The organism is Rhizobium sp. BK376 (assembly GCF_004341625.1).
GTDB lineage: Bacteria > Pseudomonadota > Alphaproteobacteria > Rhizobiales > Rhizobiaceae > Rhizobium.
Map to the genome: position 1 here is coordinate 395,401 of NZ_SLZG01000002.1, position 23,557 is coordinate 418,957.

22 protein-coding genes are annotated in these 23,557 nt (G+C 59.6%); 12 read left to right on the forward strand and 10 right to left on the reverse strand.

Translation table 11 applies throughout. The annotated features are described in order from the left end of the window. Positions 1–12 precede the first annotated feature (12 nt). Positions 13–510, reverse strand: a complete 498-nt coding sequence (locus EV561_RS06465; RefSeq protein WP_132518809.1) for a GAF domain-containing protein — start codon at positions 508–510, stop codon at positions 13–15. A 278-nt stretch (positions 511–788) separates the two neighbouring features. Between EV561_RS06465 and msrB the strand changes: the two genes are divergently transcribed. The 3 genes from msrB to EV561_RS06480 are packed head-to-tail and all read left to right on the forward strand — an operon-like array spanning position 789 to position 2,173. Continuing rightward, the gene (gene msrB / locus EV561_RS06470) at positions 789–1,235 is read left to right on the forward strand and encodes a peptide-methionine (R)-S-oxide reductase MsrB (protein ID WP_132518811.1); all 447 of its coding nucleotides are present in this window, start codon (positions 789–791) and stop codon (positions 1,233–1,235) included. A 1-nt stretch (position 1,236) separates the two neighbouring features. Further along, positions 1,237–1,746, forward strand: coding sequence for a peptide-methionine (S)-S-oxide reductase MsrA (gene msrA / locus EV561_RS06475; RefSeq protein ID WP_132518813.1), 510 nt, complete (start codon positions 1,237–1,239; stop codon positions 1,744–1,746). A gap of 31 nt (positions 1,747–1,777) precedes the next feature. Beyond that, entirely contained in the window at positions 1,778–2,173 is a 396-nt protein-coding gene (locus EV561_RS06480; protein WP_132518815.1) for a DUF6314 family protein, read from the forward strand. Between the two features lie 149 nt (positions 2,174–2,322). On the opposite strand, the gene EV561_RS06485 is transcribed toward EV561_RS06480, so the two are convergent. Beyond that, the gene (locus EV561_RS06485; RefSeq protein ID WP_132518817.1) at positions 2,323–3,603 is read right to left on the reverse strand and encodes a serine hydrolase; all 1,281 of its coding nucleotides are present in this window, start codon (positions 3,601–3,603) and stop codon (positions 2,323–2,325) included. Between the two features lie 167 nt (positions 3,604–3,770). Then, positions 3,771–4,664 carry a LysR substrate-binding domain-containing protein gene (locus EV561_RS06490; RefSeq protein WP_132518819.1) on the reverse strand — a complete coding sequence of 298 codons (894 nt, stop codon included), beginning with the start codon at positions 4,662–4,664 and terminating at the stop codon, positions 3,771–3,773. 213 nt (positions 4,665–4,877) lie between these two features. On the opposite strand from EV561_RS06490, the gene EV561_RS06495 reads away from it, so the two are divergent. Together EV561_RS06495 and EV561_RS06500 are read left to right on the forward strand one after the other, a co-directional pair. Further along, the gene (locus tag EV561_RS06495) at positions 4,878–5,654 is read left to right on the forward strand and encodes a methyltransferase domain-containing protein (protein WP_132518821.1); all 777 of its coding nucleotides are present in this window, start codon (positions 4,878–4,880) and stop codon (positions 5,652–5,654) included. Between the two features lie 10 nt (positions 5,655–5,664). After that, positions 5,665–6,309 (forward strand): pyridoxal 5'-phosphate synthase, encoded by a 645-nt coding sequence (locus EV561_RS06500; protein ID WP_132518823.1) that lies wholly within the window; start codon positions 5,665–5,667, stop codon positions 6,307–6,309. Between the two features lie 32 nt (positions 6,310–6,341). Here the strand turns inward: EV561_RS06500 and EV561_RS06505 are convergent, their stop codons facing one another. Then, positions 6,342–6,779, reverse strand: a complete 438-nt coding sequence (locus EV561_RS06505; RefSeq protein WP_132518825.1) for a universal stress protein — start codon at positions 6,777–6,779, stop codon at positions 6,342–6,344. A gap of 449 nt (positions 6,780–7,228) precedes the next feature. On the opposite strand from EV561_RS06505, the gene EV561_RS06510 reads away from it, so the two are divergent. Then, on the forward strand, positions 7,229–7,429 hold the full coding sequence (locus EV561_RS06510; RefSeq protein WP_132518827.1) for a hypothetical protein: 201 nt from the start codon (positions 7,229–7,231) through the stop codon (positions 7,427–7,429). Positions 7,430–7,465: 36 nt separating this feature from the next. Here EV561_RS06510 and EV561_RS06515 read toward each other — a convergent pair whose 3' ends face one another. Beyond that, complete coding sequence (locus EV561_RS06515) at positions 7,466–8,536, reverse strand: D-TA family PLP-dependent enzyme (protein WP_132518829.1); 1,071 nt, start codon at positions 8,534–8,536, stop codon at positions 7,466–7,468. Positions 8,537–8,727: 191 nt separating this feature from the next. On the opposite strand from EV561_RS06515, the gene EV561_RS06520 reads away from it, so the two are divergent. The 6 genes from EV561_RS06520 to EV561_RS06545 all read left to right on the forward strand — a co-directional run bounded on the left by EV561_RS06520 (position 8,728) and on the right by EV561_RS06545 (position 13,031). Beyond that, positions 8,728–9,576 (forward strand): transporter substrate-binding domain-containing protein, encoded by an 849-nt coding sequence (locus tag EV561_RS06520; protein WP_132518831.1) that lies wholly within the window; start codon positions 8,728–8,730, stop codon positions 9,574–9,576. Between the two features lie 74 nt (positions 9,577–9,650). Next, positions 9,651–10,313 carry an amino acid ABC transporter permease gene (locus EV561_RS06525; protein WP_132518833.1) on the forward strand — a complete coding sequence of 221 codons (663 nt, stop codon included), beginning with the start codon at positions 9,651–9,653 and terminating at the stop codon, positions 10,311–10,313. A 4-nt stretch (positions 10,314–10,317) separates the two neighbouring features. After that, entirely contained in the window at positions 10,318–10,983 is a 666-nt protein-coding gene (locus EV561_RS06530; RefSeq protein ID WP_165927760.1) for an amino acid ABC transporter permease, read from the forward strand. 10 nt (positions 10,984–10,993) lie between these two features. Beyond that, entirely contained in the window at positions 10,994–11,764 is a 771-nt protein-coding gene (locus tag EV561_RS06535; protein WP_132518835.1) for an amino acid ABC transporter ATP-binding protein, read from the forward strand. Positions 11,765–11,784: 20 nt separating this feature from the next. Then, positions 11,785–12,174, forward strand: a complete 390-nt coding sequence (locus EV561_RS06540) for a RidA family protein (protein WP_132518837.1) — start codon at positions 11,785–11,787, stop codon at positions 12,172–12,174. Between the two features lie 56 nt (positions 12,175–12,230). Continuing rightward, positions 12,231–13,031, forward strand: a complete 801-nt coding sequence (locus EV561_RS06545; RefSeq protein ID WP_132518839.1) for an IclR family transcriptional regulator — start codon at positions 12,231–12,233, stop codon at positions 13,029–13,031. 95 nt (positions 13,032–13,126) lie between these two features. Here EV561_RS06545 and glf read toward each other — a convergent pair whose 3' ends face one another. The 5 genes from glf to EV561_RS06570 form a co-directional block, all read right to left on the reverse strand. Next, a complete protein-coding gene (glf, locus tag EV561_RS06550; RefSeq protein WP_132518841.1) occupies positions 13,127–14,284 on the reverse strand; it encodes a UDP-galactopyranose mutase in 1,158 nt (385 codons plus the stop codon). Between the two features lie 141 nt (positions 14,285–14,425). Further along, positions 14,426–15,676 carry a hypothetical protein gene (locus tag EV561_RS06555; protein ID WP_132518843.1) on the reverse strand — a complete coding sequence of 417 codons (1,251 nt, stop codon included), beginning with the start codon at positions 15,674–15,676 and terminating at the stop codon, positions 14,426–14,428. 40 nt (positions 15,677–15,716) lie between these two features. Next, positions 15,717–17,765 (reverse strand): glycosyl transferase, encoded by a 2,049-nt coding sequence (locus tag EV561_RS06560; protein ID WP_132518845.1) that lies wholly within the window; start codon positions 17,763–17,765, stop codon positions 15,717–15,719. Between the two features lie 200 nt (positions 17,766–17,965). Next, complete coding sequence (locus EV561_RS06565; RefSeq protein ID WP_132518847.1) at positions 17,966–19,354, reverse strand: hypothetical protein; 1,389 nt, start codon at positions 19,352–19,354, stop codon at positions 17,966–17,968. A 577-nt stretch (positions 19,355–19,931) separates the two neighbouring features. Continuing rightward, positions 19,932–23,531, reverse strand: coding sequence for a hypothetical protein (locus EV561_RS06570; protein WP_132518878.1), 3,600 nt, complete (start codon positions 23,529–23,531; stop codon positions 19,932–19,934). Positions 23,532–23,557: the final 26 nt, after the last annotated feature.

Consider the following 23,557-nt stretch of genomic DNA (forward strand, 5'->3'; position numbering starts at 1 on the left):
CAAAAAAAGCGCTTATTTCTCCACATAGCTAGCCGCTACAAAGATCTCTGCCAGCGCCTCGATGCCTGCCCGATCTTCCGCGTCGAATCTGGATGGAATTGGTGCGTCCAGGTCGATAACGCCAAGCACGCGGCCGCCGTGATGCAGCGGCACGACCAGTTCGGAGCGCGATGCGGCGTCGCAGGCGATGTGGCCGGGAAAGGCGTGGACGTCTTCGACCAGGATCGAATGGCCGCGCTCGACCGCCGTTCCGCAGACGCCGCGACCGACGGCGATGCGCACGCAGGCGGGCTTGCCCTGGAAGGGGCCGAGGACAAGTTCGTTTTCCGAGCGCAGGAAGTAGAAGCCGGCCCAGTTGAGGTCAGGCATCATCTGAAACATCAGGGCAGAGGTGTTGGCCGCATTGGCGGTCACGTCGGTCTCGCCTTCGAGCAGCGCCTTCAATTGGCCCGCAAGCTCGCGGTAGAATTCTTTCTTGTTGCCCTGGTCTATTTGCTTGGTCTCGAACATCTGTCTGCCGTTCTCATGTCTGGAATATCCGGCGATCTCTAGCACCGGGTTGCGTGTAACGAAACCACCTTCGGCTGCGTATTACTTGCTGACAGGGGTGAAGGTGGTGTGCTGCTTCTGGAAGATCAAGCGAACAATGCCTATATCTCTGCCGATCCGCCAATCCGGCATTCGCCCAGACCTTTCAATCCGACCGATCGTTGCCGTTCACTTCAGCGCGTCGATCATGGTTGCCAAGGTTTCCGATTGCTGGGATGGTCGCCAAAAGGAGAACAGGAATGCCGACTTACAGCAAGACTGCTGATGCCATTGCCAAGCTTACTCCGGAGCAATACCGCGTGACGCAGGAGAGCGGCACGGAGCGCCCGGGCACCGGCCCGTTGCTCAACAACAAGGCTGCGGGCATCTATGTCGACATCGTTTCAGGCGAGCCTCTTTTCGCCTCTGCCGACAAGTATGATTCCCATTGCGGCTGGCCGAGTTTCACCAAGCCGATCGAGCCTGCCAATGTTGCCGAGCTGACCGACCGGACGCATGGCATGGTGCGCGTCGAAGTACGCTCCAAGCATGGTGACAGCCACCTCGGCCACGTCTTCCCCGACGGTCCCGCCGATCGCGGTGGCCTGCGATATTGCATCAATTCGGCCTCGCTTCGCTTCGTCCCTAAGGACAAGATGGAAGCGGAAGGCTATGGAGACTACATCAACCAGGTGGAGGATATCTGATATGACAACGGAACGTGCAGTACTCGCCGGCGGTTGCTTTTGGGGCATGCAGGACCTCATCCGCCGTTTCCCCGGCGTCGTTTTGACCCGCGTCGGCTATTCCGGGGGCGAGGTCGCCAATGCGACCTATCGCAACCACGGTAACCATGCCGAAGCGATCGAGATCATCTTTGATCCGGCCAAGACCAGCTATCGCGATCTCCTGGAATTCTTCTTCCAGATCCATGATCCGTCCACGCTGAACCGCCAGGGCAACGACCGCGGCGCCAGCTATCGCTCTGCCATCTTCTATACCAATGAAGAGCAGAAGCGCGTCGCTGAAGACACGATCGCCGATGTCAACGCCTCCGGTCTCTGGCCGGGCAAGGTGGTGACGGAAGTGACGCCGGTCAGCGATTTCTGGGAAGCCGAGCCGGAGCACCAGGATTACCTGGAGCGCATCCCGAACGGCTATACCTGCCACTTCGCCCGTCCGGGCTGGAAGCTGCCGAAGCGTTCGAGCGCAGCCTGATGCATTCAATGCCGGCTGCGGGGCTTTGACGATGTCCGGCCTCGACAGCTTCAAGGGCATATGGGAGGTGAGGCGGACGGTCTTCGACCGCCTCACGCGCTCCCGAGTGTCCTTTTCCGGCCGCGCCGAGATCGGCGCGGACGGCTTTCGAGAAGAGGGAGATAAGCGCTACGGCGCCATGGTGCTGCAAAGCAGCCGCTCCTATCTCCTGCGCATCGAAGACGGCCGCGTGGTCGTCGATTTCCCCGATCACCGCGAATTCATCCGCATCGGCGAGGCCGCCTCGCAGGCGCTGTTCCACCAGTGCGGGCCTGATGCCTATTCCGGCCGCCTGTTCTTTCGCGGGCCGGATGCCTGGGCCGAGACTTGGGAGGTGCGGGGGCCGAGGAAGAATTATCGCAGCGTTGCGGTTTATCGGCGGGTGTAAGGCGTGGGCATCGTTTGAAGGGTGCAAGCTCTGCTTTTGTAGGGCCGCGGGCGGGATTGAATTGTGTTTACTGTGTCTGCAGCAGGTTTGCGCCGTGAGCAGCCATTCCGGTTGATCCAGGTATGTGCGCAGTGCCGCCGTTTGACTGTCTAGTTTGTCGAAAACTGTTTCAGTACAGCGTTCCAGAGGTTGAACAGTTCGGTTTTCGGGAAGGGCGTGTCCGGCTGGATGGCTGTCTGCACAAGCACCAAGTGGGTCATTGGATCAACAATGACGTATTGGCTGTGCGATCCAGCCATAAAAAACATGCGATCGGGGCCAGGAAACAGCCACGTCAAATACCCGTATCCCCACGGATGAGTAGCATCTTCGAAGGCTCGGAAGGAATGCTGTTCAACAGGTTGTGTAGCATCGAGCAGCCATTGGCGCGGAATGATCTGCCGACCATTCCAAAAGCCGTCATGGGCGAGGAGCAGACCGAAGCGAGCATAATCTCTCAGAGTTGCGCTAAACGAAGCGGCAGCTGATTCTTGACCAGAATTATCAATTAGCCATGTCGCTGAAGACTCTGCCCCCATCGGCTGCCAAATCCGTGTTTGCAAGTACTCGGACATCGTCATATGGGTGGCACGGGTAAGAACCAAACCTAAAACCTCGGGGTCAAGGGCCTTGTAGTACCAAACGGTATCAGGGGCAGCGATTCGCTTATTAAATTGCGACACAGCTTCGACCGTGCTGATTTTCACTTTGCCAAACCGCAATCGACCGAGCTTGGCGTTGTCATCAGTTCCGCTGTAGTCTTCTGTAAAAGCGATGCCCGACGCCATGTGAAGCAAGGCTCGGATCGGAGTGCCGCCAATCTCGGTACCCTTCAATTCAGGGACGTAGGTCTCAGCCGTGTCATCGACCGAGTGGATCGCACCTTCGGAAATCGCAATTCCAATAAGCATGGCGGTAATCGTTTTAACCATCGACTGCGAGAGAAGTCGGTCGTGGTCGGTGCGACCGTACTGGTAATGCTCGTAGAGAATAGTCTGGTCATGCGCTATCAGCAGTCCCGTCGCCGGGTTGCGTGCAAGATAGTCAGGCAAGGTCGCCATGGATGGCACGAAGGTACTGTTGTCAACGGGGTAGGAAACGGTGATTTCATTCGGAGCCCGCAACAGCGGCGAAGGCTTCTCTGCAGCGGCGATTATGCTTGTTTTAACACCAGGCAACTGATCGAAATGACTGTAGTCGCCGACCATGTTTTCTGGTTTCCCTAGAGGCCAGTGCACCGGATAGCCAAGCTGCTTGCCGTAAGTCTCGGCGTTGGGTCCCGTGTCTGAGAAGACAGGATCAGCCTTCGGTGCCTCTTGGGCATCACACACCGAAACCCCGAAAACGAGCGGCAATATAGCCGTCAGTGCAGTACTTCTCCACCCAAACATAGCCTTCCTCCAAGGTTAGTATGGAGGGACATTTACGGCAGTTTGGCTTCCGCTTTTGTGACGACTGCTGTTGGGAGGATTTCGCGAACGAAGTTCGTCTGCTTCGGGCCGAAAGCCGCCACGGTGATGTCTATCCCCAACATGCCCACAACTTCTTTGGCAACAACTTACCCCACCTCCGGCGCCGGATGGCTCAGCGCAAAAGCCTCCGCCTCCTTCTGCAGCCATTCACAGAACAAAACCGATTTCCTGTTTCGCCGCGCCCGCCGCAGGGCCACATATTCGTGGCCGCTTTCGAGGAAGCCCATGGGCGCGATCAGGCGGCCGAAGCGGATGTCGTCTGTCACATAGGGCCAGGGGGCGACGCAGACGCCGAGGCCGGCGCTGGCTGCTTCCAGCATGAAATAGAAATGTTCGTATTCGACGCGACCGCCGCCTTCGACTGATATGCCTGATCGCGCCAGCCAGTCGCCCCAGGCGCGCAGGCGGGTGCGGGTGTGCAGCACGGGCACGCCGGCGAAATGCGTCGCGACTGTCTCGGCAAGCGATGGGGCAAGCACCGGGCCGGTCTGTTCGGGGAAGAGTGCGATTACCTCGGCGCCTTCGGGCCAGGGTGCGGTGCCGACGCGGATGGCGACATCGAAGCCGTCGCGGGCAAAATCCACCGGCTTTGGCGATGCCGTGAGGCGGACCTCGATGTTGGGATATTCCGCCTGAAACCGATAGAGCCTGGGGATCAGCCAGCGCATGGTGAAGGTGCCGGGGCAGGAGACGTCCAGGGGGCCGTCCTCAGTGTCCGCCACCGAGCGCACCGACATATCCATCTGGTCAAAGGCGGCGTTGAGGCCGGACAGAAGGACAGAGCCGGCCTCGGTCAGGCGCTGCCTGTTCTTAGGCCCTTCGAAGAGCGGAACGCCGAGCACATCTTCCAGATGCTGGATCTGGCGGCTGACGGCGCTGTGCGTGACGCTCAGCTCTTCCGCGGCGAGCGTCATGCGTCCATGACGGCCGGCAGCCTCGAAGGCGCGCAGGGCATTGAGCGAGGGTAGGCGGCGAGCCATCTCCATTCTCTCATGTGAGTTTTCCGAACAATATTTGTTCGATCATATCGGTTTTCTTCCTTTATGCCATGGTGTTTCTTGATCTCGAAAATCAGACGATGTCCCTGAGGGAACAATGATCGGCGAGAGCCTCTCGTTTTCGCCCGGCGGAGCTATGGTCTGTATCCAGCCTTTCTGCCGCGAACCGCGGCCTATTCGACAACGGAGATCCAGATGTCCAGCAGACACAATGACGGCAGTGCAGGTGATGCCAATTACGGCGTGATCGGCGTCGACTACACGAAATATCGCCAGCCCGATCCGCATATCGCGGAATTCATCCGCGCAGCACTCGGGGATGCGAAGAGGGTGTTGAATGTCGGCGCCGGAGCTGGTTCCTACGAGCCGGTCGACCGGGATTTGACGGCGGTGGAACCTTCGGCTTCGATGCGGGCGCAGCGTCCGTCGCACCTGCCGCTGGCGATCGACGCGACGGCGGAAAAGCTTCTCTTCGAGGATGATGCCTTCGATGGCAGTATGGCGACCTTCACCGTGCATCAATGGTCCGACCTGAAAGCGGGCATCGGCGAGATGCGCCGCGTCACGCGCGGCCCGGTGCTGATCCTCAGCTGCGACCCGGACGAACTGGAGCGTAGCTGGTTGCACGATTATGCGCCTGAAATGATCAAGGTCGAGGCGCGGCGCTATCCCGCCATGAAGACGATCGCGGAAATGCTGGGCGGCACGGTTGAGATCAAGGCGGTTCCGATCCCGCTCGATTGCATCGATGGATTCGGGGAGGGGTATTACGGCCGGCCGGAGCGGCTGCTCGATCCCGGTGCGCGGCTTGCCAACTCGGCATGGAGTTTCGTCGACAAGTCGGTCGGCGATCGCTTCGTCGAAGAGCTGGGGCGCGACCTGAAGGACGGAACTTGGGATGCGCGCTACGGCCATTTGCGCAGCCAGCCTTTCTTCGAGGGATCGTTGCGCCTCATCATCGGCAGGCCGTAAGGAGCCGGTCATGAAGGACGAGCTTCGCGCCCTCAAATCGCTTGCAGGTTCCTTTCCGTCCTTCAATGCGGACGCGACGCCGGATAATCCGAAAGACCTGTTTTCCGCATGGCTTCGAGAGGCAATCGAAGCCGGCATCCGCGAGCCGCACGCGATGACCCTGTCGACCGTCGACGAGACGGGCTCGCCGGATGCCCGCGTGCTGATCCTGAAGAATCTCGACGAGCGCGGCTTTCACTTCGCCACGTCCAATGCCGCGCCGAAGGGCCAGCAGATCGCGATCAATCCCTATGTGGCGCTCACCTTCTATTGGTCGCTGCTCGGCCGGCAGGTTCGCATCCGCGGCGTGGCGATAGAGACGGAATCGCATGAGCGCGATGTCGATTTTCTGGCGCGACCGGCGGGATCACGCGCCGCAGCGCTTCTGAACCGGCAGAGTGACGTGCTCTCATCGGATGCCGATCTCGATGCCGGGCTTGCGGAGCAGCGCCTTCGTCTGGCGGATCAGCCCGATCTCATCGCGCCGAACTGGGCGGTCTTCGTTGTCATGCCGCATGAGGTGGAGTTCTGGCAGGGCAACGAGGAGGGCCGTCACCAGCGGCTGCGCTATCGGCGCGACCGGGGAGGTTGGATACAGGAGCGGCTCTGGCCGTGAGAGCCGATATCAGCCAAAGCCGATTGCGCCATCTACCTGACGACGAGAACCGGGATCGTCGAATTCGCCAGAACCTCTGATGTCTGGCTGCCCAGCAGCAGCCGGCTGACGCCGCGGCGTCCGTGCGAGGATATGACGATCAGCCCGCAATTCCGTGTCAGCGCCGCCTCGAGAATGGCTGAGGCAGGGGAGACGTCGATTTCGGTGACGAAATCGATCGCAACGTCCGCCTTCGCCGCTTTCTCGCGGACAAGCGCTTCCAGTTCCTTCAATTCCGTCTGAATGCCCTGATTATAACTATCCAGCGCCTGGCCCTGCACGACACCCTGAAGCGCAAAGCCGGTGAGCGGGACAATGACCGTCAGAATCGTTGCCGGAATATTGAGAGCCTTGGCAAGAGCGAGACCGTGATCAACGCCCTTGGCTGCGAGTTCGGACCCGTCCGTCGGGAGCAATATGCGGTTGTACATGGGAATTCCATCTCCACTGATTGAACTATGGACTTCATCTATCATCCGTAGCGCCGCGTCCTGACCTCCGTCAATCGGCCATGCCTCCAGCGCCTAAATCGCCGCAGGCCAAAATGATGCGTTGGAGGCCGGACCCATACTCTACGCGCCTTCGACGGCATCAGTCGATGGTTTTTCAAAGGGTTGAGAGCGTGGCATGAGCAGATTAAACGTAACATCCCGGACGTCATTCCATTGAAGGTCCAACGGTTCAGCGAGGTCGCTGCGCAACAAAGACGCCTTGCTATGGCCCGGGATCGGCGTATGGTCTTCCTATCGGTGCTGCATGCATATCCACCGGCTTGCGATGGCCTGGGATTATTACATGTCTTGCTACAACCGGCCGCCTTCAAATCTTTGGAACAACGCACCGCGGTGTGAATTAGCCTTGGAAACCCAAGGAGCGAGCGATGATATTTGATCCAGATGACGGCATTGTCGTTTCCTCTGAACGACTTGAAGCCTGCGAAGCATCGCTTGAAGGCGAATTCGGCGACATGATTGACCATGCCCTGAGCCGCGGATGGTCCCTCGACGAGGCGCTGGTCGCAATCGCCGAGCTGGTCTCCAAGGAGTTCGCGTCGCCCAAACGGTCCGTCACGACGCACTGACAGCGCTCTGTCAGTGCGGTCGATATCACCAGCCAATCAGACGATCCGGCCTCGCGCGGCGACTGGCCATACGCCGGAAATCTCACCCTTTTCGAGTACGGTCACGGCATCGACCATGTTGGTCACGACGCAGGCGTGGTTCGGCACGATGCGGAGCTTGTCGCCGACCTTCAGATTGATCGGGCCTTCTGTCACGAGGCGGCCGTGTTCCTCCGAAAGCTGGTCGATGGCGATGTCATCGCGGCCAAGCACATGGCCATAGCCGGAAAGTCCGAGAAGGTCGGAGGTCAGCGTTTTCGAGCCGGCATCGATGATGGCGCGGTTGGCCGCCGGCACCGAAACGACGGTCGCCAGCACTGTCAGCGCGCAATCGTCCCAGCTGCAGACTCCGCGGGCAACCAGCGAACGGTCGTTATAGACATAGGTGCCGGGCCGGTATTCCGTCGTGACTGGGGCATCGGCTGCATGCATCATCGACGGCGTTCCGCCCGAGGTAATAACGGGGACGGCGATGCCCGCCGCTTCGATAAGCGCCTTGGCGCGGGACATGAAGGTCTCGACGGCGGCCGCGCCATTGACCGGCGGATAGGTCATCAAGCCGCCGAAGACGAGGCCGGGTGCCTTGGCGATCCGCTGCGCAAGCGCGGTTGCGGCTTCCGGGGTCGCCACGCCGCAGCGGTCGGCGCCGGTGTTGCATTCCACCAGGACTGAAAGCGGCGCGGGCTGCGAAGCAAAGGTGCTGGAAAGGCCGTCGATGACCACTTCGTTGTCGGCAACGACGCTGAGCGTCACCTTCCGGGCGAGTGCTGCCAGATGCTCCAGCTTTTCCGCGCCGAGGATGTTGTAGGTGATCAGCACGTCGCGGATCTGAGGGCTGCCCTCAATCATCGCCTCGGCTTCGGACACCTTCTGGCAGGTGATGCCTACCGCGCCTGCTTTCAGCTGCATTTCCGCGATGGCCGGCAATTTGTGCGTCTTGATGTGCGGGCGGACCTTGAGCCCGTGAGCGTCGGCATAGGCCTGGAAACGATCGATGTTGCGGTGGACGATATCGAGATCGACCAGGACGGCCGGTGTGTTCAGGGTTTCAAGCGTCTTTGCGGCCATGATCGTGAGAACTCCCAAAAATTTTGATGCAATTTCAGGCAGAAGAAAATGCTGCACGCTCCTGTGCAGAATCCTGCCCGGCCATCCCTTGACAATTTATGCATCTTGGCTCTGAATACGTCAATCCAGTAAAACAGACACGTGTCCAAAATACTGGACATCTGAAAATGACCGTTCATTAGGGGAACATCATGATCAATTCGCTCCGCGCCAGCGCGCTTTCGCTGGCAACCGCACTCCTTCTTTCCGCCATGCCCGCATTCGCCCAGCAGGCGACCAGCAAGCTCGACGAGGTTCTGGCCCGCGGCCATCTCGTCCTCGGCACCGGCAGCACCAATGCGCCTTGGCACTTCAAGAGCGCCGACGACAAGCTTCAGGGCTTCGACATCGACATGGGCCGTATCATCGCCAAGGCGCTGTTCGGCGATCCCGACAAGATCGAGTATGTCGTCCAGTCGTCGGATGCGCGTATCCCGAACATCACCACCAACAAGGTCGACATCACCTGCCAGTTCATGACTGTCACCGGCGAGCGCGCCCAGCAAATCGCCTTCACCATTCCCTACTACCGGGAAGGCGTCGGCCTCATGCTGAAGGCTGACAGCAAATATGCCGATTATGCCGCGCTAAAGGCTGCCGGTTCGTCCGTGACCATCGCCGTCTTGCAGAACGTCTATGCCGAAGACATGGTGCATGCGGCCCTGCCGGGCGCGACCGTCGACCAATATGAATCGGTCGACCTGATCTACCAGGCGCTCGAATCCGGCCGTGCCGATGCGGTTGCAACCGACCAGTCGTCGCTGGCCTGGTACATGACGCAGAACCCGGGCCGCTACAAGGATGCCGGCTACGGCTGGAATCCCCAAACCTATGCTTGCGGCGTGAAGCGTGGCGATCAGGATTGGCTGAACTTCGTCAACACCGCCCTGCACGAGGCGATGACGGGCGTCGAGTTCGACTTCTATGCCAAGTCCTACAAGACCTGGTTCGGCAAAGATCTCACTCCGCCGCCGATCGGCTTCCCGGTCGAGTACAAGTAAGCCAAACATAAGCCGTCGGGGACGAGGGGAGTGCCCTTCGTCCCTTTCCTACGCCTCTACGGCAGGATGCCGCCATGGGTTATACGCTCAATTTCGCCGCCGTCTGGCGCAGCTTCGACCAGCTTCTCGAAGGTTTGCTGCTCAGCCTCGGCCTGGCTTTCATTTCCATTCTGATCGGCGCTGCCATCGGCCTGCTCGTCGCCTTCGCGCTGGCCGCCAAAAGCGGCTGGATCAGGCGGCCCGCCGCCGGCTACGTAACGATCATCCGCAACCTGCCGATCCTCGTGCTGGTGCTTTTCGCCTATTTCGCCCTGCCGCAACTGGGCTTTCGCATCACGAAGATCCAAAGCTTCGTGGCCGTCCTTTCGATCTATTCCGGCGCTTATCTGGCCGAGGTCTTTCGTGCCGGGCTCGTCTCGATCCCGAAGGGGTTGACGGAGGCGGGCCTTGCCATCGGGCTGACGCCTTTGCAGATCCGGGTATCGATCATCGTGCCTTTGATGCTGCGCAATGTCCTGCCGTCGCTCTCCTCCACCGTGATCTCGCTGTTCAAGGATACGTCGCTGGCGGCGGCCATCGCCGTGCCCGAACTGACCTTCGAGGCGCGCAAGATCAACGTCGAGACCTTCCGGGTCATCGAGACATGGATCGTTGCCTCAGGTCTCTACATCGCCACCTGTTCCGTGCTGGCCGCGCTGATGCGCGTGGTCGAGCGTCGGCTTGCCGTTCCGAGGTGACGCCATGATGGATTTTTCCGCTTTCCTCGCTCAGCTCTGGATTGCCCGCTTCGTCATCCTCAAGGGGCTTGGCGTCACGGTTTCGATTTCGCTTCTGTCGATCATCGTCGGCTCGCTGCTCGGCGTGCTCGTCGGTCTGGCGCTGGTTTACGGCAACGGGTTCGTGCGCTTCGTGGTGCGGTGCTATACGGACTTCATTCGCGGCACTCCGGTGCTCGTGCTGGTTCTTGCCAGCTATTATGTGCTGTCCGCCGTCGGCATCGACCTCGGTACCTTCCAGGCCGGTGTGCTGGCACTGGCGATCTTCTGCTCTTCCCATGTGGGCGAGATTGTCCGCGGTGGACTGCAGGCTATCCCCAAGGGCCAGACGGAGGCTGCCAAGGCGATCGGCCTGACCTTTCGACAGACCTTTGCCTACGTGCTCTGGCCGCAGGCGCTGCGCCAGTTCCTGCCCACCTGGGTGAATACGGCAGCCGAGATGGTCAAGGCGTCGACGCTTCTGTCCGTCATCGGCGTCGCCGAGCTCCTGCTGCGCACGCAGGAAATCATCTCGCGCAATTTCATGAGCCTGCAGTTCTATTTCTTCGTTGGGCTTCTCTATTTCGTCATCAACTACGGCATCGAGCGGTTCGGCAAATATGTCGAACGCAAGACCGCCGTACCGTCGTAAGGCTGCGGTCATGAGCAAGGTACTTCTCGAAATACAGGGTCTGCGCAAGCAGTATGGCGCCGTCGAGGTGCTGAAGGGCGTCGACTGCACGATGCACCAGGGCGAGGTGATCTCGATCATCGGCTCTTCCGGTTCCGGCAAGACGACGATGCTTCGCTGCATCAATATGCTGGAGGATTTCCAGGGAGGACATATCCGCCTCGACGGCGAGGAAATCGGCTACGACCAGAGCGGCTCGTCGCGCAAGCGCAAGAGCGAGAAGGAGATTGCCCGCCAGCGCGCGCTGACCGGCATGGCCTTCCAGCAATTCAACCTCTTTCCGCATTTGACGGCGGCGAAGAACGTGATGCTCGGTCTCGTCAAGGTGAAGAAGATGCCGCATGACGAGGCGCGGGCGCTCGCCGAAAAATGGCTTGACCGCGTCGGGCTCAAGTCTCGCGCCGATCACTATCCCGGACAGCTTTCGGGCGGCCAGCAGCAGCGTGTTGCCATCGCCCGCGCCATCGCCATGGCGCCGCGCCTGATGCTGTTCGATGAGGTGACGTCGGCGCTCGATCCGGAACTGGTGGGCGAGGTGCTGCAGGTCATCAAGGGGCTCGCTGCCGACGGCATGAGCATGCTGCTCGTCACTCACGAGATGCGCTTTGCCTATGAAGTGTCCTCGCGGGTCATCTTCATGAACCAGGGCGTCATCTGCGAGGAAGGCAATCCGAAGGAGATGTTCGTGAAGCCGAAGACGGAACGGCTCGCCGAATTCTTGAAGACGTCCAGTTTCAACTAAAACAAAAGAGAGAACATCCTATGACCATCAAGCGTTATGGTGCTGGCGAAACGGGTGCTGGCGGACAGCCCCTGCCTTTTGCGCGTGCTGTCGAAGCCAATGGATGGCTGCATGTTTCCGGTCAGGTGCCGATGGAGAAGGGCGAGATCGTCCGCGGCGGCATCGTTGCCGAAAGCCGCAAGGCCATTGAAAACCTGATCGCCATCCTGCATGAGGCCGGCTACAGCATCGAAGATGTGGTCCGTGTCGGCGTCTGGCTGGACGATCCGCGTGATTTCTGGAGTTTCAACGGCGTCTATGCCGAATATTTCGGCGCCAACCCGCCGGCCCGCGCCTGCGTACAGTCGTGCATGATGGTGGACTGCAAGGTAGAGGTCGATTGCATCGCCTATCGGGCGGACAGGGCTTGAATTGACAGGCGCGGCTTGCAAAGGTCGCGCTCTCATTTTTGACGAGGATAGATCGAATGGCTGACGGCGCAGAAGACATCGTATCAAGGCGCACCCGCGGCCTCGATCGAGCCTTCGAGATCCTGGAGTTTCTTCGCACGAAGCGCCAGCCGATGCGCCCGAACGAGATTGCCGTCGAGATCGGTGCGCCGCGCTCTTCGGTCTATGAACTGATCAATCTCCTTCTGCGCCATGGCATGCTGGATTATCAGGGCGGAGATGGCCGCGTGTTCCTCGGCCGCAAGCTCTATTTCTTCGGCACGGCCTATGCCGACCAGTTCGACCTGATGCGTGAGTCCGAAGCCATGCTGGCCCGACTGGCGGAAGAAACCCGCGAGACGGCGCAGATGTGTCTGCTGGAGGGCAACAAATATACCGTTGCCATGATGCGCGAGGGTATTCGCGCATTCCGCATCTCTTCCAACGTTGGAGAGCTGGTTCCGATCCCCTGGACTGCTTCCGGTCGCCTGCTTGTTTCGCATCTCACCGATGAAGAGATTTTAGATCTCATACCGACTGACGATTTCCTGTTGCCGAGCGGTAAAAGGCTCGATCCCGAGAAGTTCATCGCGGAGGTCCGGCAGGCGACATCGGACGGCTATTTTACCTTCAATAGCGAAGTCGAGACCTTTACCCACTGTTTTGCAGTGCCGGTGCATCAGGCCGACGGTCAATGCGTCGCGACGCTCTGTCTCGTAGCACCAAAGGAAGACGGCTTGCGCAATCGACAAGCCTACCTGAAGAGCCTGCTTGCCGCAGCGCATGAGCTATCCGAACAGCTCGGTTACGCCACCGGCCGCAAGCGCGCCGAGAAATAGTTCCTCAGAAATAGATAAACCGGCGTCCGAATGGCAAGATCGGGCGCCGGTTTGCTCTCAGGCAGCCTCAAGGCTGCACTTGTCTTCGATTTCGCTTAGACCGGCGAATGCAGGAATACCGGCATCACGCCGCCGGCTGCCTTCTTGGAAAGATAGAGCCGGCTGGTATCGAGGGCCTCGCGAATGGTGACATCCATATCGAGATAGCGGTAAGTGCCGAGCCGTCCAACGAAGGTAACTGCGGTTTCCCGTTCAGCGCGCGAAACGTATTGCGCAAGCTGTTCCTTCTCTTCGACCAGACGGATCGGGTAATAGGGGATGTCGTCGGGGCCGCAGACGCGGGAGAATTCACGATAGCAAACGGTACCAGCATGCTCCTCCCAGGGAGAGAAATGCTTGTGTTCCGTCACGCGCGTATGGGGGACAGAGACATCCCCATAGTTCATGACCGCGCAGCCCTGGTAGTCACCCTGGTAGGTGAAGCGCTCGAAATCGAGCGTGCGATAGCCGAGCCGGCCCAGTTCATAGTTGAAATAGCCGTCAAGCGGACCGGAATAAAAGACGTGGGCGAAGTTCTCGCTCTGGGAACGATGAAAGTGCGTCTCGAGGTTCACCGTGATGTTGGGATGATCGAAGATGCGCTCGATCATCGCGGTGTAGCCGTTCTCGGGCATTCCCTGGTATTTGTGGAAGAAGTAGTTGTCGTCGTAGTTGAAACGCACCGGAAGCCGCTTCAGGATGGAAGCCGGCAGGTCAGTGGGCGAGCAGCCCCACTGTTTCTGGGTATATCCCTTGAAAAAGGCCTCATAGAGGTCTCCACCGACAAAGCGTAGCGCTTGCTCTTCGAAGGTTTTCGGATCCTCGATGGTCTTATCGGCCTGTTCGTCGATGAAGGCGCGTGCCTCGTCCGGGCGGAAGGTCTTGCCGAAGAACTGGTTGATCGTGTGCAGGTTGACGGGAAGGGAATAAACCTGACCCTTGCTCGTCGTCTTGACGCGGTTCTTATAGGGCATGAATGTCTGGAAGGCGTTCACATATTCCCAGACCTCGGTGTCGTCGGTGTGGAAGATGTGGGGTCCGTAGACATGGACCATGACCCCGGTCTCTTTGTCCCGCTCCGTATGGCAGTTGCCGGCGATATGGTTGCGGGAATCAAAGACCTCGATCTGATAGCCGGCCTGTGCGAGTTCACGCCCGATGACCGCACCCGAAAGTCCAGCCCCCACCACTGCAATTTTCCCGTTCGCGCCCATTCCAAACCAGTCCCGTTTTGCGTTTCGTCGTACAGAGTTGCTTGCAGCGGCGGTCGGCCGCTGCCGGCGAGAAAGACTTACCGGCAGCACGTCGATCGACGTGCTGCCCATTGCCGCGGGCGGCGGCCCGCTCAATGGCCTCTACGACGCAAGCCTGCTGCGCATGAGTTCGCCATAGGCATCGATCAGGCGATCCAGTTCCAGACCTTGTTCCTGCGTCCCGAAACTCAGGTGACTGACGATAAAATCCGAATAGATCGCTGAGGGACGGTCGAGGAAGGTCGGCAGGTCAACCGTCAGGGCATACTCGTCGTCGCACTTCGGCAGGGCCAGATGCATCAGGTCCTTGCCGAGCCAAGATATGAAGTTGATCGAGTGGCGCTCTTTCCATTCGACAACGCTGGTCGCCAAGGGCAGGTGCTTGCTCTCCGTCTGGAGGAAGTAGTCATGCAGCGCGGTGGCCCGTTCCGGACTTTGCCACAGGCTGCCCCCGAAACCGCCGGGGGGCCGCTCGAACTCCCCGAGATAGTAGGGAAGCGACCCCGCCGCCTGCTGAAAATAGGCGCAGACGCCATTGTTCACGACATTGGCCGAGACGACGAAATAATTAGGGTTGGCTCTTCTGAATTCAATGAATTCGCTGAGCTTCTCAAGATTCATGTAAACGATGTCGTCGTCGCACTTCAAAAAGAGCGCGTCGGAGAAATTCTGTAATCTTTTCGAATAATAATCGTAGGCCTGCCAGTAAGGCGTGCTCTCCTGGTTGCCGACGTAACGGCGAATGGGGGAGTGCACGTCGCAAAGTTCGAGATCGGCTCCCCAGCCGCCACTGATCATCACCGATGCGCCGGACTGCAGGTTCAGGTCAGCCCACTTGCCGATCGTCACATCATTCACATGAAGTGCCAAGACGCCGTCTGCCTCGATATTGAGGACAATCTGGTTCGCCATGCCCGGCGAAAGAGCGCCGGGTGTCGACCGAGCCCATAGATTTGGTACATTTGCGCGATCGAAGTTCTTCAATCCCGTGCGGGGGACATGCCGCAGCACGGACTGTTTGTTGCCCCATCCGCCGACGACAAGTTCGAAGAAAGTATCGCTGTTGTCGTTAGGAACGACAGCAATATGAAGGTCGCGGATGATCTTGGCGCTCGTGCGGAATGAGGAACGCGGCGTCACCGTGCCCTTGAACTGGTAAGGTACCGCGGATCCCATATAACGAGCCGGGCCGAATTCGCGCGTTACCCATTCGTGATCTTCGGGCGAGCGCGTGAAATCCCAGATGTGCCATTCATCTATGATCCCATCATCCATCGCCTTGCGGATGTACTGGGTCAGGATTTCCATTCTTTTCTGACGCCCGGCAAACGTCACCAGTATGACTGGGGTCATCGTATCCTCATAGCATTGCAACGAATGATGTTCATGGCGCTTATGCCGTCTGGCCGTTCCACAAGCGGGAATCGCGTGCCAGCGGGGCGAAATCGTTCCATTGAGCCAATTTTTCGCTATAGCGCTTGCGGTAGGCAGCGTTGTCCTCGAACTCCATATTCGCCAAAACAAGCTCTGCCCCAATCTCATAGTAGAGATCGAGATTGGTGAGATCCGGCACCGGCGTTTCGCCGCGCTCGGCCTCGCCCTGCATCTGCCAGAACAATTCCTCCAGCCGGTGCGCCAGAGCGTTCATATCGCGTAGGACGCTGGTCTCACGCTGGCGCAGCAAAGACTCCTTGACGGCAGCAAGGCTCTTACGGTCACGGTGAAGTGCAATGGCGCGCTGCACATATTCTTCCGGTGTTGCGCAAATCATTTCCGGAATGCCGGCTGCCGCAACGATGCTGGCGCAGAAGCGGGCTGCGAAAGTCTTTCCGGGGACGGTCAGGACCGGCAATCCCATCGTGATTGCATCCGCTGCGGTGGAGTGCGCGCCATAGGGGAAAGTGTCCAGGAAGAGATCGGCCAAGCCTATGCGCGCCAGGTGATCCGGATTGAGCGCCTTGGGCGCGAAGATGATCCGTTCGGGCGCAATGCCACTTTGTGCGGCCATGTCGCGCAGACGTTGATTGACGTCGTCGCTCGCAGCAAGCAGCCACAGTACGCTGCCCGGCGTTGCCGCAAGAATGGTCATCCAGCGCGCAAAGCAGCCGGCGGTGATTTTCTGCGTGCCATTGAAGCTCGCATAAACGAAAGCGTTTTCCGGCAGACCAGCCTGCGCCCTGCTCGGGCGCGGGGCGATCTGTCGCTTGCGATCGACGGGCTGGGTGCAGGGAATACGCAGCACCTTTTCGGTGAAATAGATTTCGTTTTCGGGCGGTACAGCGCGCTCGTCAGTAATCATGTACTGATGGAACGGGCTGGCCATCGTGCCGGGGTAACCGCAGAAATTGACGATGACCGGTGCCGGACGATAAGCGAAAATCTTCGCCCGCGCATGCTTGGTATAGCCATTGACATCGATGAGGATGTCGATTTCATCGGCGGAAATCTGCCTTGCCGCCTCTAGGTCGCTGAGCGAAGCGATATCGCGCCAGCAATCGACAGCGTTCTTGAACCGCGTCTGCGTTGGGTCGTTGGTGCGTGGTTCGCCACAATAGTAAGCGAAGATCTCAACACGGCTCTTGTCGTGCAATTCCATAACTTCGCTCAGCGCAAAACCCACCGCGTGCTCACGCAGGTCCGAGGAGACATAGCCTACGCGCAAACGCTTTCCGGTCCCCGATTTCTGCCGCACGGGCTTCCGCTCGACGCCACCGATGTCGTCGGGTCGCCCCACAAGGCTCTTGCCGTAACGATGGGCCTTGGCGAGCTGGAAGAGGGGGTCGTCGGCATAGCAGCTAAGCGACATTGAAGACATGGCGTCGACAATCTGCCGGAGCGAGACATGCGTTGAAGGAGTGAAAATCGGCCACTTGCATTGGTGCTGGCGCGCCGAGAGCCAATGCTGGCCCGCTTCGAGTTTCGCGGGCTGCAGCTCAAAAGCCTGCAAAAGGATTCTTTCGGCAGCTTCCTGCCGACCCGCAGATTCCAGGACGCGGCCCATGTGATGCATGGCCATCACGCGATGGTTCAGCCGATCGGGGGTGATGTCACGGGTTTCTTCGGTATAGGCTTGCCATTGCAATACGGCTTGATCGAGCAGGCCGCAATCTTCCAGAGCGCGACCGAGATTGATGTAAGCAGGGCCGAATGTCGGCGCCACTTTCACTCCAGAGCGCAGCGCATTGATCGCACCGGCGACATCGCCAATTGCGCGCAGGCCGACCGCATAGTTGAAGTAGGCGAGATGCAATAGGGGATTGGTGTCGTTGAAGGCGATCCAAGTCTTGTAGAGATCGACGACTTGAGTCTGCAGTCCAGGCCCGTTCAGACTTTCCGCAACATGAATCAAATCGGCCAGAGATAGCTGCTGGGTTCTCGCACGCTCCAATACATCGGCAAGGACCGAAGCCTGGTTCGAAGCGACTGAGTTGTTTACGTTCATGGATTTCCCCCGACAAAATGGCCGAAATACGCCAAAAGCGTTGGCTTCTTATTGCCGGTTTTGCTTGCGCGGGGCTGGTCGTCCTGAATCCTAGATTGCATAGGCAGAGCTTTGAAAGAAAAGCGGGCGGTGCTTTCGCACCGCCCGCTTCGCATTCAGATGAAGGAGTTTCAGCGCCGCCGAGGCGACGCTGTCGATCATTAGGAGACCGTGGTGTCGTTGTAGGCAGCGATGACAGCGGCGACCTGGTCGTTGGTCATGTTCGGCTGCTGAGTGCCGAAGCCATCGAGCTGAGCATCGGTCAGGGCCATAATGTCCGCCGAGCTCAGACCCTTCATGCCTGTAGCAGAGATCGAGGCGATCTCGGCGCTGGTGAAGGTCGCGATGTCGTCGGTGGAGAGCGCAGCGATCTGGACTGAGGACAGCTGGGCAATCTGCGTCGAAGTCAGAGCAGTAGCCTCGACGGTGGTGAATGCCGCCATCTGAGTGGAGGTCAGAGCCTTCAGGTGGTTCGCATCCAGACCGGCAACCTGCGTGCTGCTCAGTGCAGCGATGGCGTCGGTACCTACGGCAGCCAGAGACTTCACGTTGAGCTGAGCGAGGTCGTTGGTGTCCAGCGTTGTGACCTGATCGGTCGTCAGGCCGGCGGCGCCGGTTGCGCTCAGGCTAGCAAGCTGAGTGGACGACCAAGCAGCGAACTGCGTGCTGCTCATTTCGCCGACCTGGGTGCTGCCGAGTGCAGCGATCTGCGTGCCTTGCAGCTGGCCAACCTGGGTGGAGCTGAGCTGAGAGGCGTCGAGACCAACGATCTGCTTTGCGCTCAGCGACTGTACCTGGGTCGAGACCCAGTTGCTGATCTGGACAGTCGTCAGGGCCGCTACCTGGCTGGTGGTCAGTGCAGCGATCTGCGTCGACAACAGGGAAGAACCACCGACAGAGTTAAGTGCTGCGATGTCGTCGGTCGACAGGGCTGCCAGAGCCTTCGCGTTCAGTGCCTGCATGTTGGCGCTGTTGTTGAGGAGGCTGATCGAGTCGGTCGTAAGGCCGCTGGCGTTGAGCGAGGTCAGGCCAGCAATCTGGGTGGAGGACAGAGCCAGCAATACGGCGCCGGTGCTGAGAGTGTTTACCTGGCTGGAGGTCAGCTTTCCGACCTGAGTCGACGACAGGCGCGAGACAGTCTGAGTGTCGATATTGCCGGCGTTCAGGGCCGAAATCTGCGTCGAGGTGAGAGCCTGGATGTGTGCCGTGTCGAAGTTGTCGAGGTTGCCCTGCGTGAACTGAGAAACGACCGAAGCCGAGAGACCGGTGACCTGCGTGGTGGTGAGCGAAGAAGCGCCGCTTGCGAGAGCGCTGATCTGGTCGAGCGACAGGCCGCCAACGGCGCTTGCCGTCATGACCTGCAGGCTCGTCGATGCCATCGCATGTACATCGTCGGTGCTCATTGCAGCGACCTGGGTCGAAGAAAGCACGGCAGCCTGGGTCGTGGACAGCGCGTTGACCTGAGCGGTGCTCAGGTTCTGAATGGAGGTTGTGGTGAGAGCCTTAACTTGAGTAGCGGAAAGACCTTGAAGGAAAGAAACTGACGACATGGATGTACCCCTAGGTTAATGATAACAAATGTCATTCCCTGCTGCTAACCGCCCGTACGCCCAAAGCCTCTTTTCGACGGCATTGGCGCTTCTAAGACTGTTACAGTGACATCGCCTTCGCATGCCGCAACGGGCATCAAAGGCTGGATTCACTTCCAGCAGAAGATAGTTGGGTGAAACATGGCTCGCGTGAGCCAGCGCATCGGAATGGCATCATGCATCCAGAGCAACAATCGTCTCTGATTCCTACGCTTTGAAAACGAATCTTCCGCGCCACTGTCGCATTCGGCCGGCTTACCTTGGAAATACCGGCACCATGCTTTGCGAAGAACTCCCGCGTTCGTATAAATCATTATGCGGCAGAGTTTAATTTTGGATTAACGCTCTGCGCGATTTGTTGTTGTCTTTGAATCGGCTCCTTTGTGAAACCCAGCAAACGCAGGCTATCTAGCCCACGAGACGCGCTGCCCAAATGATTAATGTGCCGTGACTGAACAAGTCTCCGGACGAGGGGAATTTAATAAAAGGCAAGCGACGGCAAAACGCTACAACCGCTGCCGCCCATCAACTAGGACCCTCAGACTGCCGCATAGGCGGCGAGGACGGCAGCGACCTGCGCCGTATTCATCGCCTGTTCCTGTGACGTGCTGAAGGCATCAAGCTGCGCAGTGCTGAGCCCGGCAAGATCTTCGGCCGACAGTCCGGATATGGATTTCGTGCTGATTGCCGCGATATCCTCGGTGGAGAATGCCTGGATGTCCTCCATCAGCATTGCCGCGATCTGCCTGGCCGAGAGTGCCGTAATCTGTGTCGAACTCAGATTGCCGACCTGATCTGACGACAGCGCCGCGATCTGGTTCGGCGTCAAGGCGCCGATTTGGTTGGTCGTCAGCGCATTGATCTGGTTGGAAGAGAGTGCAGCGATGGCGTCGGTGGATAGACCCGGCAACGATCGTGTGCCGATTGCCGCAATCTCGGCGCTGGTGAAGACCGCCATGTCTTCCGACGGAAGAGAGAAGAGGGCTGCCGAGGTCAGTGCCGCAATCTGGCCGGTCGTCAAGGCGGCCGCCTGGTTGGTTGACAGGGCCGCGACCTGGCTGCCTTTCAATCCGGCGATCACATTGGTCGACAGGGCGGCTGTCTGATCGGTAGAAAGCGACGTCATATCCAGGCCAGCGGCTTGTCGCGGTGTCAGGGCATTGATCTGCGTGGTGCTCATGGCACCGACCTGCGTCGACGAAAGCGCTGCGACCTGAGCGGCCACCATTGAGGCGATCTGGCCTGTTGTCAGCGCCTGGATCTGATTGGAGGAGAGTGCTCCAACGGCATCTGTAGACAAGCCGGGAAGCGCTTTCGTGCTGATCGCGGTAATCTCGTCGGTCGTGAAGGTTGCGATGTCTTCCGCCGGAAGGGCAGTGATCGCCACTGCCGTCAATGCCGCGATCTGGCGGGTCGTCAAGGCGGCGGCCTGGTCGGTTGACCAAGCGGCGACCTGGCTGGCTTTCAATCCGGCAATCACATTGGTCGACAGGGCAGCGGTTTGATCTGTCGAGAGCGTCGACAGATCCAGGCCGGAGGCCTGCTGCAATGTCAAGGCGTCGATTTGCTGGCTGCTCAACGCTCCGGGCGCCATTGCTGCGAGCTGAGTGGCGGTGAGGACACTGACCTGGGCTGTTGTCAGCGCCTGGATCTGAGTGGTGGATAGTGCGGCAACGGCATCAGTGGACAAGCCCGGCAGCGCCCGCGTGCTGATCGCCGTTATCGTATCGGTCGTAAGGGCCGTAACGTCTTCCTGCGGGAAGGCGCGAAGCTCGATTGCCGTCAGAGCAGCGATCTGGCTGGTCGTCAATGCGGCGGCTTGGGCAGTCGACAGCGTGGCGATCTGATCGGTTTTCAGCGCGACGATCAAGCTCGTCGACAGTGCGGCTGTCTGGCCTGTGGACAGTGCCGTCAAGTCCAGGCCAGCGGCCTGCCGCAACGCCAGGGCATTGATTTGCGTAGTGCTCATGGCGCCGAGCTGCGTGGACGACAGCGCAGCAACCTGAGTGGCTGCGAGGGCGCCGATCTGGCCGGTCGTCAGCGCATGGATCTGGTCTGTCGTGAGTGCGGCAACTGCATCAGTGGACAAGCCCGACAGCGACCGCGTGCTGATTGCCGCGATCTCGCCGGTCGCAAAGGTTGCGATGTCCGCCGCAGGCAAGGCGCTGAGGGCTATTGCGGTCAGTACTGCAATTTGGCTGCTCGTCAAGGCGCCCGCCTGAGCGGCCGACAATGCAGCGATCTGGTCGGTTTTGAGGCCCGCGATCACGCTCGTCGACAATGCGGCGGTCTGGTCGGTGGAGAGCGCTGTCACAGCCACGCCCGCGGCCTGTCGCAATGTCAATGCGGCGACCTGCGTAGTGCTCAAGGCGCCGACCTGCGTTTGCGACATCGCCGCGACCTGAGCCGGCGTTAGGACGCTGAGCTGTTTGGTCGTAAGGGCATGGACTTGGTCGGTGGTTAGTGCGGCAAAGGCATCGGTAGATAGGCTCGGCAGCGCTTCTGTATTGATTGCCGCAATCGCACCGGTTGAGAAGGTCGCAAGATCTTCCGCCGACAGGGCGCGAAGCGCGATTTGCGACAGCGCGGCGACCTGGCTGCTGCTCAGCACGGTTGCTTGATTGGCAGAGAGGGCGGCGACCTGGTCAGTCTTCAGTCCTGTAATCAGATTCGTCGAGAGAGCGGCGACCTGATTGGTGGACAGCGCCGTCATATCCAGACCGGAGGCTTGCCGCGATGTCAGCGCGCTAATCTGAGCGGTGCTCAGGGCACCGACTTGCGCTTGCGTCAGCGCGGCGACCTGAGCCGCTGATAGAACTCCAAGCTGGCTGCTCGTCAGCGCCTGGATCTGAGCTGTGGAGAGGACAGCAACAGAATCGGTCGAAAGGCTTGGCAACGATCGTGTGCTGATCGCCGCAATCTCCGCGGTCGTGAAAATCGCAACGTCTTCCGGCGGCAAGGCGCGAAGATCGACCGCCGTCAGCGCGGCGATCTGACTATTCGTTAAGGCAGCCGCCTGGTCGGTTGACAATGTCGAGATCTGACTGCTCGTCAGGGCGACGAGCAGGTTCGTCGAAAGGGCAGCGGTCTGGCTTGTCGACAGCGACGTCACATCCAGGCCGGCGGCCTGTCGCGATGTCAGGACGCCGATCTGCGTGGTGCTCAAGGCACCGACCTGCGTGGGCGACAGTGCAGCAACCTGAGCGGCCGTCAGGACTCCTAGCTCGCCGGTTGTCAGCGCACGAACCTGGTCGGTAGACAGTGCGGCGACCGAGTCGGTGGACAGCGACCCTATGGATTTCGTGCTGATGACTGCGATCTCGTCGGTCGTAAAGGTCGCGATGTTTTCCGGCGACATGAAGCGAAGCTCGGTCGCGGTCAGCGCCGCCACCTGGCTGCTCGTCAAGGCAGCCGCCTGGCCGGTTGACAACGCCGAAATCTGGTTGCTCCTCAGCGAGGCGATCACGCTCGGCGAAAGTGCTGCGACCTGGCTGGTGGACAATGTCGTCATATCCAGGCCGGCGGCCTGTCGCGAGGTCAGGGCGCCAATCTGCGTGGTGGTCAGCGCGGCGACCTGCGTGGCCGACAATGCAGCAACCTGAACGGTCGACAGGACCCCAAGCTGACCGCTCGTCAACGCATGGAGTTGATCCGAAGAGAGTGCGGCAATGGCATCGGTGGTCAGACCGGGCAAGGATTTCGTGCTGATCGCCGCAATCTCGTCGGTCGTGAAGGTTGCGATGTCTGCCGGCGTCAGAGCGCGAATTTCATTCCCACTGAAGGCAGCGATCTGCGTGCTGTTGAAAGCGGCGACTTGGGTGGCATCAAGAGCGCCGATCTGGTCGGCATAGAGTACCGCGGCCTGTCCCGTGGACAAGCTCTGGATTTGCTGTGCGGAGAGAACCGCCATCTGGTCGACCGACAAGCCGACGATGGCGCCTGGCGCAACGGCCGAGATTTGCTGCGCACTCAGCGCCTGGACATTTTGCTGGCTGATGGCGGCGACCTGGCGCGCATTCAGCACCTTGATCTGATCAGCGCTCAGTGCCTGCACGTCTTCGGTGGTCCAGGCCGCAATGGTCGCTGTGGAAAGAGTCCGGATCTGACTGACGGGCATCGAAGAAATGGGTGACGTCATGGTCGTACTTTCCAAATCAGAAGGTC

Excerpts from the sequence above, each read along its gene's own strand:
- EV561_RS06465 (WP_132518809.1), bottom strand. The coding sequence starts at position 510 with ATGTTCGAGACCAAGCAAATAGACCAGGGCAACAAGAAAGAATTCTAC.
- msrB (WP_132518811.1), top strand. The coding sequence starts at position 789 with ATGCCGACTTACAGCAAGACTGCTGATGCCATTGCCAAGCTTACTCCG.
- msrA (WP_132518813.1), top strand. The coding sequence starts at position 1,237 with ATGACAACGGAACGTGCAGTACTCGCCGGCGGTTGCTTTTGGGGCATG.
- EV561_RS06480 (WP_132518815.1), top strand. The coding sequence starts at position 1,778 with ATGTCCGGCCTCGACAGCTTCAAGGGCATATGGGAGGTGAGGCGGACG.
- EV561_RS06485 (WP_132518817.1), bottom strand. The coding sequence starts at position 3,603 with ATGTTTGGGTGGAGAAGTACTGCACTGACGGCTATATTGCCGCTCGTT.
- EV561_RS06490 (WP_132518819.1), bottom strand. The coding sequence starts at position 4,664 with ATGGCTCGCCGCCTACCCTCGCTCAATGCCCTGCGCGCCTTCGAGGCT.
- EV561_RS06495 (WP_132518821.1), top strand. The coding sequence starts at position 4,878 with ATGTCCAGCAGACACAATGACGGCAGTGCAGGTGATGCCAATTACGGC.
- EV561_RS06500 (WP_132518823.1), top strand. The coding sequence starts at position 5,665 with ATGAAGGACGAGCTTCGCGCCCTCAAATCGCTTGCAGGTTCCTTTCCG.
- EV561_RS06505 (WP_132518825.1), bottom strand. The coding sequence starts at position 6,779 with ATGTACAACCGCATATTGCTCCCGACGGACGGGTCCGAACTCGCAGCC.
- EV561_RS06510 (WP_132518827.1), top strand. The coding sequence starts at position 7,229 with ATGATATTTGATCCAGATGACGGCATTGTCGTTTCCTCTGAACGACTT.
- EV561_RS06515 (WP_132518829.1), bottom strand. The coding sequence starts at position 8,536 with ATGGCCGCAAAGACGCTTGAAACCCTGAACACACCGGCCGTCCTGGTC.
- EV561_RS06520 (WP_132518831.1), top strand. The coding sequence starts at position 8,728 with ATGATCAATTCGCTCCGCGCCAGCGCGCTTTCGCTGGCAACCGCACTC.
- EV561_RS06525 (WP_132518833.1), top strand. The coding sequence starts at position 9,651 with ATGGGTTATACGCTCAATTTCGCCGCCGTCTGGCGCAGCTTCGACCAG.
- EV561_RS06530 (WP_165927760.1), top strand. The coding sequence starts at position 10,318 with ATGATGGATTTTTCCGCTTTCCTCGCTCAGCTCTGGATTGCCCGCTTC.
- EV561_RS06535 (WP_132518835.1), top strand. The coding sequence starts at position 10,994 with ATGAGCAAGGTACTTCTCGAAATACAGGGTCTGCGCAAGCAGTATGGC.
- EV561_RS06540 (WP_132518837.1), top strand. The coding sequence starts at position 11,785 with ATGACCATCAAGCGTTATGGTGCTGGCGAAACGGGTGCTGGCGGACAG.
- EV561_RS06545 (WP_132518839.1), top strand. The coding sequence starts at position 12,231 with ATGGCTGACGGCGCAGAAGACATCGTATCAAGGCGCACCCGCGGCCTC.
- glf (WP_132518841.1), bottom strand. The coding sequence starts at position 14,284 with ATGGGCGCGAACGGGAAAATTGCAGTGGTGGGGGCTGGACTTTCGGGT.
- EV561_RS06555 (WP_132518843.1), bottom strand. The coding sequence starts at position 15,676 with ATGACCCCAGTCATACTGGTGACGTTTGCCGGGCGTCAGAAAAGAATG.
- EV561_RS06560 (WP_132518845.1), bottom strand. The coding sequence starts at position 17,765 with ATGAACGTAAACAACTCAGTCGCTTCGAACCAGGCTTCGGTCCTTGCC.
- EV561_RS06565 (WP_132518847.1), bottom strand. The coding sequence starts at position 19,354 with ATGTCGTCAGTTTCTTTCCTTCAAGGTCTTTCCGCTACTCAAGTTAAG.
- EV561_RS06570 (WP_132518878.1), bottom strand. The coding sequence starts at position 23,531 with ATGACGTCACCCATTTCTTCGATGCCCGTCAGTCAGATCCGGACTCTT.